This window comes from Agrobacterium sp. H141 (genome assembly GCF_057158725.1).
In genome coordinates, this window is record NZ_CM169893.1 from 2,970,101 (window position 1) to 2,982,788 (window position 12,688).

At 57.7% G+C, this 12,688-nt stretch carries 10 protein-coding genes; 8 read left to right on the forward strand and 2 right to left on the reverse strand.

The window, feature by feature from the left end; genetic code table 11:
* Positions 1 to 106: 106 nt before the first annotated feature.
* The 4 genes from ACWPM9_RS13795 (at position 107) to ACWPM9_RS13810 (ending at position 4,829) form a co-directional block, all read left to right on the forward strand.
* Positions 107 to 616, forward strand: a complete 510-nt coding sequence (locus tag ACWPM9_RS13795; RefSeq protein ID WP_484755483.1) for a DinB family protein — start codon at positions 107 to 109, stop codon at positions 614 to 616.
* Positions 617 to 794: 178 nt separating this feature from the next.
* Entirely contained in the window at positions 795 to 1,868 is a 1,074-nt protein-coding gene (locus tag ACWPM9_RS13800; RefSeq protein ID WP_428185178.1) for a GGDEF domain-containing protein, read from the forward strand.
* A 117-nt stretch (positions 1,869 to 1,985) separates the two neighbouring features.
* Positions 1,986 to 3,875 (forward strand): ABC-F family ATP-binding cassette domain-containing protein, encoded by a 1,890-nt coding sequence (locus ACWPM9_RS13805; RefSeq protein ID WP_428185179.1) that lies wholly within the window; start codon positions 1,986 to 1,988, stop codon positions 3,873 to 3,875.
* Between the two features lie 108 nt (positions 3,876 to 3,983).
* Entirely contained in the window at positions 3,984 to 4,829 is an 846-nt protein-coding gene (locus ACWPM9_RS13810) for a polysaccharide deacetylase family protein (protein WP_484755484.1), read from the forward strand.
* A gap of 37 nt (positions 4,830 to 4,866) precedes the next feature.
* On the opposite strand, the gene ACWPM9_RS13815 is transcribed toward ACWPM9_RS13810, so the two are convergent.
* The gene (locus tag ACWPM9_RS13815) at positions 4,867 to 5,316 is read right to left on the reverse strand and encodes a DNA polymerase III subunit chi (protein ID WP_484755485.1); all 450 of its coding nucleotides are present in this window, start codon (positions 5,314 to 5,316) and stop codon (positions 4,867 to 4,869) included.
* 20 nt (positions 5,317 to 5,336) lie between these two features.
* Positions 5,337 to 6,836 carry a leucyl aminopeptidase gene (locus tag ACWPM9_RS13820; protein WP_484755486.1) on the reverse strand — a complete coding sequence of 500 codons (1,500 nt, stop codon included), beginning with the start codon at positions 6,834 to 6,836 and terminating at the stop codon, positions 5,337 to 5,339.
* A 207-nt stretch (positions 6,837 to 7,043) separates the two neighbouring features.
* On the opposite strand from ACWPM9_RS13820, the gene ACWPM9_RS13825 reads away from it, so the two are divergent.
* The 4 genes from ACWPM9_RS13825 to ACWPM9_RS13840 all read left to right on the forward strand — a co-directional run bounded on the left by ACWPM9_RS13825 (position 7,044) and on the right by ACWPM9_RS13840 (position 12,568).
* Positions 7,044 to 7,874: a phosphatase PAP2 family protein gene (locus ACWPM9_RS13825; RefSeq protein ID WP_484755487.1), complete on the forward strand. Its 831-nt coding sequence runs from the start codon at positions 7,044 to 7,046 to the stop codon at positions 7,872 to 7,874.
* Between the two features lie 67 nt (positions 7,875 to 7,941).
* A complete protein-coding gene (gene lptF, locus ACWPM9_RS13830) occupies positions 7,942 to 9,123 on the forward strand; it encodes an LPS export ABC transporter permease LptF (RefSeq protein ID WP_484755488.1) in 1,182 nt (393 codons plus the stop codon).
* A complete protein-coding gene (gene lptG, locus ACWPM9_RS13835) occupies positions 9,120 to 10,208 on the forward strand; it encodes an LPS export ABC transporter permease LptG (protein ID WP_428186455.1) in 1,089 nt (362 codons plus the stop codon). Before lptF ends, lptG begins: the two co-directional genes overlap by 4 nt.
* Positions 10,208 to 12,568: an LPS-assembly protein LptD gene (locus ACWPM9_RS13840; protein ID WP_484755489.1), complete on the forward strand. Its 2,361-nt coding sequence runs from the start codon at positions 10,208 to 10,210 to the stop codon at positions 12,566 to 12,568. The genes lptG and ACWPM9_RS13840 overlap by 1 nt, the downstream gene beginning before the upstream one ends.
* The last annotated feature ends 120 nt before the right edge of the window (positions 12,569 to 12,688 follow it).

A 12,688-nucleotide genomic window follows, 5' to 3' on the forward strand; every position in this document is an offset into this window, starting at 1 on the left:
GCCTCCCGGGACGCTGTCGATCAAATCAAGTTATTTCATCGATGCATCACGCCCATTGCAACATATCTGCGCTAGGGTAAAAGACCGGATTGAAAGAGGTAGGATCATGATCGCGCATTATCATATGTTTGCCGCTTACAACGCCTGGGCAAATACACTCCTATATGACGCAGCAGCCACTCTAACGCCGCAGGCGTTGAACGAAGACCGAGGCGCCTATTTCGGTTCGCTGTTTGCGACGCTCAGCCATATCTTGGTCGCCGATCGCATCTGGATGCACCGTTTCGCCGGAGAAGGCCCGTCGCATAAGAGCCTCAACGAACAACCCTACTCCACCCTGCCACAGCTGACAGAGGCGCGAAAAGCGGAAGATGCGCGGATCATCAACTGGGTCAGCTCTTTGTCACCCGAGATGCTCGATCAGCCATTCACCTATACGCCGATCACCAATCCCAGCCAGATAACGCACAAGCTTGGACCGGCGCTCTCCCACTTCTTCAATCACCAGACCCACCACCGCGGACAGGCGCACATGACGCTGACTGCGCTTGGCAAGCCGTCGCTATCTCTGGACCTCATCTATTTCCTGCGGTCGGCGGGACAGCAGTGGCTCTGACACGTCTGCTTTAAAACATCCCGTTTACCATGGTCCGCTGAACCTTCGGCGCGAAGCACGGAGTCAGTGCAACATTCATCCTTTTTCAAGAGGTTCCAGCAACTATCACTGCCATTGCTAAAGACCGCGCGCCAGCGACAAGCATCCAGGCGCCCATAATTTATTGATGGGATATGTTATGTTTGAGGATACTGCAGACGCGCAGCGTGCCACCAACACCTCTGGCCTCGATCAGCTTCAAACAGTGGCCAGACACATGGCCCGTCTCAAGGTCTCCGGCATTCCGCGCAATTATGAGCTCTTCTATCAGGGGCTCTACGGCCATGACCCTGCCCTTTTGCGCGACGTGAAAGCCATCGGCACCAATCCGTCTCAGCACCTGCTCGATCAGATCGGCCTCAAGCACCGTCTGGTCTCTCATTGCGGCATTGCCGACGAGGTGGCGCACCGGGAAGCGGCGAGCGTGCTCAGACAGTTGACCCAGGATCTGGCGAGCGGCCTTGAACATGGGAGTCGCTTCATGCAGGCGCTTGAGGTCATCTCGACCGAACTTGAAGACGGATATGCCGGCAACACCGCAGATCTGAAGAGCGAGATAGACTATCTGAGATCGGCTGCTCAGGCACAGATGGGAGCGGAGGATCGTCTGCGCGAGAAGCTTGCCGATGGTATCGAACGCATCGCCAAGGCTGAACGCAAGGCAGGCCAGGCCAAGACCGCCGCATTGCGCGACCGGGTGACATCCCTGCCGAACCGGATCGCCTTCAACAACCGCCTCGAAGCACTCTACGCCGGTGACAGCGATCCGAAGTCGACGGCACTGATCATCGTGGGGATCGACCGCTTTCAGGCCATGGCCCAGTCGTTTGGCGATGCCGCCGTGAACCGGTTGATGAAGAGTCTTTCGGCCATTGTACGCAGGTCCATCAAGAAAAATGACTTCGTCGCCCGCACCGGTGCCGATGAGTTCTCGTTTCTGTTCGACGATGTCTCCGCCGAGGATGCCGAGGCGATTGCAGAACGGCTGTTTACCTCCATCAGCGACAATCTGGTCTTTGCCACAGACGATCCGTCGGACAACAGCAATCTGACGCTGATGATCGGATACTCGCTGACGGGCGCATCGATGAGTGCGGCACAGCTTCTGGCGCAGGCCCAGGAGGCCCTCAAAGCCACGAAGGGCAATCGTCGCAATCCGATCGCCGGACATCCGGCGGCTGCCACAACAGCGAAGTTTCGTCGTTCAGCTTGAGTTTGCGCTTCTTTTTGTTGCGCAACGGCATCTCCAGACAGCTCGTGGCGCATTCATGCTGCCTTGCGGTATGATCCTATATTGCCTTTGCACTGCAGTTCGGCCACAAGCCGGGGCATGATTACAATCAACGATATTTCGGCTCGCATCGCCGGCCGCCTCCTCATCGATCATGCCAGCGTTTCGCTTCCCAGCGGCACCAAGGCCGGGCTGGTCGGACGCAATGGCGCGGGCAAGTCCACTTTGTTCAAGATCATCACCGGTGACCTGACGCCGGAGACCGGTTCGATCTCGATCCCCAAGAATGCACGCATGGGCCAGGTGGCCCAGGAAGCGCCGGGAACCGAAGACTCGCTCTTGTCCATCGTTCTGGCCGCCGACAAGGAACGGGCAGCGCTGTTGGCAGAATCCGAGACGGCGACCAACCCGGAACGGATATCCGAGATCCAGATGCGGCTGGTGGATATCGACGCGCATTCCGCGGAAGCACGTGCTGCCACGATTCTGGCCGGTCTCGGTTTCGATGCCGACGCGCAGCTTCGTCCTGCCTCATCCTTTTCCGGTGGCTGGCGCATGCGCGTGGCGCTGGCAGCGGTGCTCTTTTCCGAACCCGACCTGCTGCTGCTCGACGAGCCGACCAACTATCTCGACCTTGAAGGCACGATGTGGCTGGAAGACTATGTGCGACGCTATCCCCATACGGTCATCATCATCAGCCATGACCGGGATCTGTTGAACACCGCCGTGAATTCGATCGTCCATCTGGATCAGAAAAAACTGACCTTCTATCGCGGCGGCTATGACCAGTTCGAACGTCAGAAGGCGGAAGCCGACGAATTGCAGACGAAAGCAAAGGCCAAGAACGAGGCCGCGCGCAAGCACCTGCAGAGCTTCGTCGACCGCTTCAAGGCCAAGGCATCCAAGGCCAAGCAGGCCCAAAGCCGCGTGAAGGCGCTGGAGCGCATGGGCACGGTGGCCTCCGTGATCGAGGATCACGTGCAGCCGATCACCTTCCCGGAGCCAGAGAAGCAACCTGCCTCGCCTATCGTTGCCATTAATGGCGGCACGGTCGGCTACGAGCCGGGAAAACCTATCTTGAAGAATATCGATCTTCGCATCGACAATGACGACCGCATTGCGCTTTTGGGTGCGAACGGTAACGGCAAGTCGACGTTCGCCAAGTTCATTTCGGGCCGGTTGAAGGCTGAAAGCGGCGATATCAAGCTGGCACCGAATCTGAAGATCGGCTTTTTCGCCCAGCATCAGCTCGACGACCTCATTCCCAACGACACACCGGTCGACCACGTTCGTCGTCTCATGCCTGGTGCGCCCGAAGCCAAGGTGCGGGCACGCGTTGCCCAGATGGGGCTGGCGACCGAGAAGATGGCGACAGCTGCCAAGGATCTCTCCGGTGGCGAAAAGGCTCGCCTGCTGATGGGCCTTGCCGCCTTCCATTCGCCGAACCTTCTGATCCTCGACGAGCCCACCAACCACCTCGACATCGATAGCCGCCGCGCATTGATTGCAGCGCTCAACGACTATGAAGGTGCGGTGATCCTGATCAGCCATGACCGCCATCTGATCGAGGCGACCGTGGATCGCCTGTGGCTCGTCAATAATGGCACGGTGACAAGCTTCGAAGGCGATATGGAAGAATATCGCGGGCTCATCGTCTCTTCCGGTAAAAAAAAAGAAGAAAAGCCGAGAACTGAGTTAGTTGCCGATCAGGCCAGCAAGGCCGACCAGCGCAAGCAGGCCGCCGAACGGCGCGCCCAGCTTGCGCCGATGAAGAAAAAGATCAACGAAATCGAAGCGTTGACGAAGAAACTGGAGAAGCAGATTCAGGCACTTGATGCGGAACTTGCGGATCCGGTGCTTTACGAGAAGTTTCCGGCCAAGGCCGCGGAGAAGGCCAAACTACGCGGCGAAACGGCGTCAAAGCTGGCAGACGCCGAAGAGCAGTGGCTGGAGCTTTCGACCGAATATGATGAGGCAATGGCAGAGTAACGCAACACAGGCCAGTCTTATGGTTAATCGCCAAGAGGCCATTTCAACCAAAGATTAACCATGTTTCGCTAGACCGGTGCTCAACGTCATATCGCTTTGAGTGTGGTCATGTTTGCGTTTCGCCTTGTTGCCTGCGTTGTTGTCGCCTTGACCGTCACCGGTTGTGCGAACCTCAAGAAAAACGAAACCTCAGCACAGACGGCCTTCGTGCCCGCTATCCCGCAGCCTCGCCCTGTCGATGCGAGCGATCCCCTTCCGATGGAACCGCGTGCATGGTTTCACGCCAGTCTGGGCACACCACGCGGTCCTTTGACGGGGCGCACGCTGGACGTCTCCTCGGTCGGCGACATCAAACTGGCACCCAAGGAAGTCATCCTCACCTTTGACGATGGCCCGGTTCCCGGCAAGACGGAGCGCATTCTCGACACGCTAGATCTTTTCCGCGTCAAGGCGACCTTCCTGATGGTGGGAGAGATGGCGAAGAACCATCCGGACATCGCCCGAAAGGTGGTCGCACGCGGCCATTCTGTGGGGAGCCATACCTGGCGTCATGCCAATCTGAGCGGCATGAATTTCGATCGCGCCATGACCGAGATCATGCGGGGCGAGACGGCTGTCAGGGTCAGCACCGGTGCGGATATCGGCTTCTTCCGTTTTCCTTACCTCGCCGACACCGGCCCGCTTCGCGCCGCACTCGCCCGCCGCGGCACCGTGGTGCTGGATGTCGGCATCGACTCCAAGGACTATTTCAAGTCCACGCCATCCGAGATTGTCGAACGCACCATGGCAACACTCGCGGCTCGTCAAAGCGGCATCATACTGCTGCACGACATTCATGCCCGCACAGAACTGATGCTCCCGCAATTGCTTTCGCGCTTGCAGGCCGGTGGCTACAAAGTCGTCGCACTGCGCCACAAGCGTTCAGGCCTCGATCTGCTGGCATCGGCACAGTGAGGCTGTCGCCACGAATGGCCACATCTCGACGTCGGGATCAGGCCTTCTTCTGCCACCGCCCTTCAGGGGATTGCTGCCAGTAGGTCAGGGCATGCCCCTCGCCCTTCAGACGTTTCCATTCACCCCGCGCCGATTCCAGCTGATGCTGATCATGTCCATCGAAGAGGAAGACGACGCGGTCATAGTTCAGATCTTCGGGAGGCGAGGCACCGTCGATCAGGAACCGAACCGTCGCGGCATTAAGATTGTCTGCCGAGACCGTCAAGAGGATCGGCTGTTCGGCCGACTGTGGCCCCTCCTCCGTGCCATGCGGCAGGAAGCTGTCATCGCGAAATGTCCACAGATGCCCATCGAGCGCATCGCGCCTTTCGGCGTTCGGCGTCTGCACGGCCACGCGCCAGCCGCGCTCCAGGCTTTTTTCCAGGAGCGGCGGCAAAGCGTCCTCGAGCTTCGATTCCGTCAGGTGGTAGAAGAGAATCTCCGCCAAGGCAGTTGGACCTTTCAGGTTCAGGATTCGTAATTCGCACGCACCAGCTGGTCGAGCAGGCGAACGCCGTAGCCGGATGCCCAGCTCTGGCTGATCTCGTCTGCAGGCGACCCCATGGCCGTTCCGGCGACATCGAGATGCGCCCACGGCGTTTCCTTGACGAAGCGCTGGAGGAACTGGGCCGCTGTGATGGAGCCGGCATGTCGGCCACCACTATTCTTCATATCGGCAAAGCGCGAATCGATCATCTTGTCGTACTCCTTGCCGAGCGGCAGACGCCAGAGACGCTCATGCGTCTGCAGACCTGCGGCCAGCAACTGCTCCGACAATGCATCGTCGTTGGAGAACAGACCCGCATGATGAGAGCCGAGCGCGACGAGAACGGCACCGGTCAAGGTTGCCAGATTGATCATGAATTTCGGCTCGAAACGTTCGTTGCAATACCAAAGTGCATCACCCAGGACGAGGCGGCCTTCAGCATCGGTATTGACGATCTCGATGGTCTGGCCCGACATCGAGGTGACGATGTCGCCGGGACGCTGGGCATTGCCGTCCGGCATGTTTTCGACAAGACCGATAATGCCAACGACATTGGCCTTGGCCTTGCGAGACGCCAGCGCATGCATGAGGCCTGTCACGGCGGCAGCGCCACCCATGTCACCCTTCATGTCTTCCATGCCACCGGCAGGCTTGATCGAGATGCCACCGGAATCGAAGACAACGCCCTTGCCGACGAACGCAATCGGCTTGTCCTTCGCCTTGCCGCCCTTCCACTGCATGACGACGAGACGTGGCGGACGCGACGACCCTTGAGCCACGCCGAGAAGAGCGCCCATGCCGAGCTTCTTCATTTCCTTTTCGCCCAGAATTTCAATCTCGACGCCGAGCTTTTCCATGGCCTTTGCGCGGGCCGCAAATTCCTCAGGGCCAAGCACGTTCGGCGGCAGGTTGACAAGATCGCGCGCGAGCAAGACACCGCCGGCGACACCTTCTGCATCGACAAAGGCCTCTTTGGCGTCGGAGGCAGCGGCTGTCACGAGCGTGACTTTCAGGGCTTTCACCTTGGAATCGTCTTCGTCCTCGTCCTTCTTCTTGGAGGTCTTGAACGAATCAAACTTGTAAGCACGAAGCAGCATGCCAAGAGCAAAGTCGGCTGCCTGCTTGCCCGACACGTCAACCCCTGCAGCATCCAGATAGACCACGGCGGACTCAACGCCGGACAATGTCGACATGGCGGTGCCGCCAGCACGTAGCCAGTCATGGTCGCTCATCTTGGCAGCATCGCCCAAGCCTAAAACAACCATGCGATCAACGGACGAACCATGTGGCGCCACCACATCGAGCTTTGCCAGGGACTTTCCGGTGAACTTGCGCACCTTCGCTGCACGCTCATAAACGCCTGACGGATCGACGTCTGCGATGCCAGCAGCCGCGCCGTCGCCAGAGGCTTTCAGGAGGATGGCCGTTACGCCATCGAGACGCGCCGATTTGGAGAAGGAGATTTCAAGCTTCACTGACATTAATTGCTCCGCGTGTGTTTGTTTTTTTCATTTGGGCCAGATGTTCAACCTTTCAACCTCGAAGGCAAGTGTCAGAGAAATCTTCCTGCGGAAAAGTAGGTCGTACTTCATAAATATCTAATTTTAAAACCGTCATAGCCTTGTCATGGTGCGCATGCACGAGATAGCGTCAGACTTGAATAATCGCAGTTTCAACCGCCTGCCGCAATGGACCTGACTGATTTGCCAAAGCAACATAAAGAAACACCGGGCTTCTTGCCGGCGATTCCGAGACATGAAACGTTCGGATTCTTCATGCTCATGCTGTCGATCTGGTTTCTGATCCTGGCCTTTTTTCATTTTTTTCCGCAGATAGACATAGCTGCGACCCGTATATTCTTCCAGGAGACTGAATGTCCGAAGCCTGCTCCAGCGGGTGAGAATTGCGGATTTTTCCCGATCAGCACTGACCCGTTCTTCATCGTTTTACGCAAGATTCTCTTTTACGTCCCTGCGGCCGCGGCGCTGGTGTTGCTCGGGATGCTCATCTTCACGGTGATCAAAAACGGGGACGAATCCTATCGTGGCCGGCCTGCGCAACAATATTCGCTGTCGCTTCTGACACTCGCGCTTGGCCCTTATGTCCTGGTCAACCTGATCTTCAAAATGTTCTCGGGACGTCCGCGCCCCAATGATACCGACCTTTTCGGCGGGACCCATATATTCATGCCTGCGGGCGAATTCGGCGGAGAATGTCCCAAGAACTGCTCCTTTGTCTCGGGAGAAGCCGCCGGTGCCGGCTGGGTCATCTGCCTGCTTCCACTCATTCCGAAAAAGCTCCAGCCGTTCCTCATTCCTCCGGCAATCGCCATCTGCATCGTCACACCGGCCCTTCGGGTCTTCTTCGGCGGCCACTATCTCTCCGATGTCATTCTGGGCTGGTTGTCCTCAATTGTCCTTTACGCCGCGGTTTTCAGTGTGGCCAACATCCTCGAGCAACGAAAATTCGTCAGCGAAAACATTAAAAATGTTTTAGTACCTGTCGCCAAAAGCGACTGAGCCGCGTAGAGAAAGCAAAATTTTTCTTCGTGCTGGCTGCTGTCGCCAAGCATTGTCGGGTTGGCGTATGAAGCTGCTGGAACTGTACATCGCAAAACGTGTCGGTCAAATGTTCCTGACCGCTCTGCTGCCTGTGCTGACCATCATCTGGGTGACCCAGGTGCTGGGCCGCATCAATCTTGTCACCGATAGCGGCCAGTCCGTCGGCTCATTCTTCAAGCTGGCCAGCCTGATCCTGCCGACCATTCTGCCGGCCGTTCTGCCATTTGCAATGGTCATTGGTGTCACGCAGACGCTGACATCGATGAACAACGATTCGGAGCTCCCGGTCATTGATGCCGCCGGCGCCTCACGCAGCATCGTCACGCGGCCCATACTGGTTATTGCGGCGTTGCTGTGCGCATTCTCCTTCCTGATGTCGAATTTTGTCGAACCGAAGCTGCGCGTATCCGCACGCGAAATGATCGCGGCGGCCTATGCCGATCTGCTGTCATCGGTCATCGAGGAAAAGACATTCCGGCGTCTCGAAGACGGGCTCTATGTGCAGATTTCAGAACGCCTGTCCGGCCGAGTGCTCAAGGGACTGTTCGTTGCCGATTCGCGCGATCCGAATTTCGACCTCATCTATTATGCGCGCGAAGGTGCTGTTGACGAAAGCGGGACCGCGCTGGTGATGCGCGACGGCGAAGTTCAACGCAAGGCACGTGACGGCAATGTCTCCATTGTGCGTTTCGATTCCTATTCATTTGACCTGACGGACCTGTCGCAGACCCGTGGCGAGGCACGGCTGCATGCCGGTGACCGGACACTCGCCTTTCTGCTTGACCCGGACCCGAATGATTCTGACTTCCAGCGGCGCCCCGAGGAATATCGCAGCGAGTTGCACCGGCGTCTTTCAACCTGGGCGCTGACCTTCGTCTTCGCCCTGATCTCGCTGGTGGTCTCCGCTGACGCCCGCTCTCATCGCGAAGCACGTCTGCATCCGATGGTCGCGGCACTTGGACTTTCCATTCTGATATACCTGCTACAGAATTACACACTGTCGCTCGTCGAGCGAAATGCGCTCTTTGCGCCGCTCGTCTATGCGGTTCCAGGTGTTGCAGCCCTGATCGCTGCGATGTTGCTTGCCAGAGCGCGCAAGCCCCACCGGCAGCGATTGTCTCAGGCGATCGGTTATCGCAGCAGTCAATTGCTCGACACGATTCGCAACCGATTCGACGATACGGGCAAAAGCGGAGGGCAAAGCTGATGGTATCGACGCTTAGCCGCTACTTTCTGCGCCGTTACCTGGCGCTCACCCTGTGGTTCTTCATCGGCGTGACGGCGATCTCGTTCCTGATCGATTTCAGCGAAACCAGCGGACGCTTCGGCGACATCGACGGTTTCACCGCCACTGTCGCCCTTTACATGACAGCGCTGCGGCTGCCGCTCATCATCCAGCAGACCGTACCCTTCATCTCTCTTTTCGTCGGCATGACGGTGTTGATCGCGCTGAACCGGAAATCGGAGCTCGTCGTTGCGCGCTCAGCCGGTATTTCGGTGTGGCAATTCATGATGCCCTTTGCGTTCGGCGCATTGATGGTCGGGCTCGTTACCACCCTGGCGGTCAACCCGCTGGCCGCCTGGGCGCAAGGCCAGGCACTGAACCTTGAAACGACGCTGCGCAATGCAGGTGGCAAGGCGAGCACGTCCACGGCCATCCCGTGGTTGCGGCAAATCAGCGGCAATGACGACGTGATTATCGGTGCGCGAACCGTGTCCGACAACGGGACCGAACTCGTCGATGCGGTGCTTATCCACTTCGACAGCGGCGGCCGAATCGTTTTGAGACAGGATGCACGCACAGCTAAGTTGAAAGATGGTTACTGGCAGCTTAACGATGTTACACAGACTCGGCCGGGCGAGATTCCCACAAGGCTCGCCACAGCCAAAGTCAGTACCAATTTGAAACAGGAATTCGTTCAAGAGCGCCTTGCGCAGCCGGAGACCGTTGGATTTTATGATCTTTCTAGGAAAATTGCAGTCGCCAGATCTTATGGGGTATCGACCAAGGCGCTCGAGACCCAGTTTCACTCCTTATTGTCACTCCCATTCCTTCTGGTCGCAATGACACTGATTGCCGCAACCGTTTCGTTGAAATTTAGCCGGTTCAACCAATCCCGCTCGGTGATTCTCGGTGGAATCCTGTCAGGCTTCGTGCTTTATGTTGTGACTGTGCTTGTGAAAGCATTCGGAAGCAGCGGTGTTGTTCCTCCGTTCGTTGCGGCCTGGATTCCAGTGGTCGTTGCGATGTCACTCGGAGCGACCGTATTGCTGCACCAGGAGGACGGTTAGTGGCGGCAGTGTACCGCAAGACGATTTGGCGGCTCTGCACGGCCCTACTGACGAGCACGGCACTGTCCGTGAGCGCGTTCGGTGTGCAGCAGGCGCACGCTCAGCAAGCAACCGACATGGGGCAACTGACCCCATCGTCAGTTCCTGACGATGCCAAATTGGTCCTTGCTTCAAACGAGTTGGTTTACGATCGGGACGCCCAGCGAATCATCGCTCAGGGTGCGGTGCAGATCAATTACGGCGGCTATAAAATGGTGGCGCGCAAGGTCGAGTACGACCAGCGCTCCGGTCGACTGATTGCGACCGGCAACATCGAGATGGTGGAACCCGGCGGCAACCGTCTTTACGCCGACACGCTTGACGTCACTGACGATTTTGCCAATGGCTTCATCAATGCGCTTCGCATTGAGACAACCGACAATACACGCATGGCTGCCGAGCGCGGCGAGCGTGTGGGTGGCACCGAGGTCATTCTCTACAAGGGTGTCTACACCGCCTGCCTGCCGTGTGCCGAGCATCCGGAGCGTCCGCCGCTTTGGCAAGTGAAGGCAGAGCGGGTCGTTCAGAACGGAGTGACCCATACGGTTCGTCTCGAAAAGGCACGCTTCGAGCTGTTTGGGCATTCGATTGCGACACTGCCGGCGATCGAAGTTCCGGACAATACGGTCAAGCGGAAGTCCGGCTTCCTGTTTCCCACGATGCGGACAGCCGAGAATATCGGCTTCGGAGTTACGGTTCCCTATTACTACGTGTTCGACAACCACCGCGATGCAACGATCAGCGCAACCGGCTTTACCGGCCAGGGTGTCTTGCTTGATACGGAATTCCGCCAGCGTTTCGACAACGGCGAAGCTTCTGTTCGAATTGCCGGCATCAATCAGATGAATTCGGACGACTTCGACGCTGGAACGAGCGACGCGGAAAACGATCTTCGCGGGATGATTTCATCCAAGGGCAATTTCGATATCAATCCCCGCTGGGCGTTCGGCTGGGATGTCATGCTGCAGAGCGACAACAACTTTGCCCGCACCTACGATCTCGACGGCCTGGACGATACCACCCACACCAACGAGATTTACCTGACGGGACTTGGCGACAGGAACTCGTTCGAGGCCCGTGGATATTATTTCGACGTGCAGGATGCCGACCCGGATGATACGGCTGAAAAGCAGCAACCGACGGTCCTGCCGGTCGTCGATTACAGCTATTATGCACCGGAAGCGGTTGCGGGTGGTCAGCTCTCCGCCAATCTGAACTTTACGTCGCTGTCGCGCTTCAAGGCCGATGCCCTGACTGTGGATACCGACAATGACGGCATCGACGACCTGACGCGCTATCGGGGCCTGAAGGGAAACATGACGCGCCTGAGTGGCGAAGTTGAGTGGAAGCGCACACTGACTGCACCCGGCGGGCTGCTGCTGACGCCCCTGCTTGCGGTTCGCGGGGATGTCTATGGCCTGGCGATGAGCGATCCGTCGGCTTACACCGGCGACTATTATGGCGGGACAAGCGCGACACGGGGCATGGCGACAGCCGGCCTTGAGGCACGCTATCCGCTTCTCGTGACAACGGCCAACAGCAGCCATGTCATTGAGCCCATCGCGCAGATCTATGCGCGCAATGACGAACAATATGCGGGACGACTGCCCAACGAAGACGCCCAGAGCTTTGTATTCGATGCGACGAACCTGTTCGACCGCGACAAATTCTCCGGTTACGATCGCGTTGAAGGCGGCACGCGCGCCAATCTTGGCATTCGCTATACCGGGTCTCTGGATAACGGCATCGGATTCCGCAGCATTGTTGGACAGTCATTCCAGCTTGCCGGGCAAAACTCGTTTGCGACAGACGACCTGGTGAAGGTTGGTGCCGACAGCGGTCTTGAATCGCGTCGCTCGGACTATGTCGGCATGGCTGCGGTCGACCTGCCGAACGGTTTGTCGCTCGCTACCAATGCGCGTCTTGATGAGAAGGATCTGGACTTCCGTCGTGCGGACACCACACTTTCCTTCACCAATGAAACGCTGCAGGCGAACCTGACTTATACACGGATCGCTGCGCAGCCCGATTACGGTCTCGATAGCGATAACGACGAGTTGCAAACGTCAGGCGCAGTGAACGTCGATGAATACTGGTCGTTATTCGGCTCGATGACCTGGGATATCAACAATTCGGCAATCAGTCGCCATGGTGTTGGCTTCTCCTACGCCGATGAGTGCACGGTATTCTCGCTGGTCTACTCGGCCAAGCGCGACGTCAATGACGAGTCGGCCAGTGACTGGGCCATTGGTGCGCGTCTCTCCTTCCGCACGCTCGGCGACGTGAAGGTCGGCGACACAACACTCGACGGTTTCAACTGATTTCAGTTCACGCGTTGTGACGGCCTGAAAGATCAATATTCCTTGCGGCGCGGGTCATTGTTTTGCCGCAAGGATTGTGCAATTCCTGCGGAAACTTATAGTAAGCTAAGAGATTGAAGA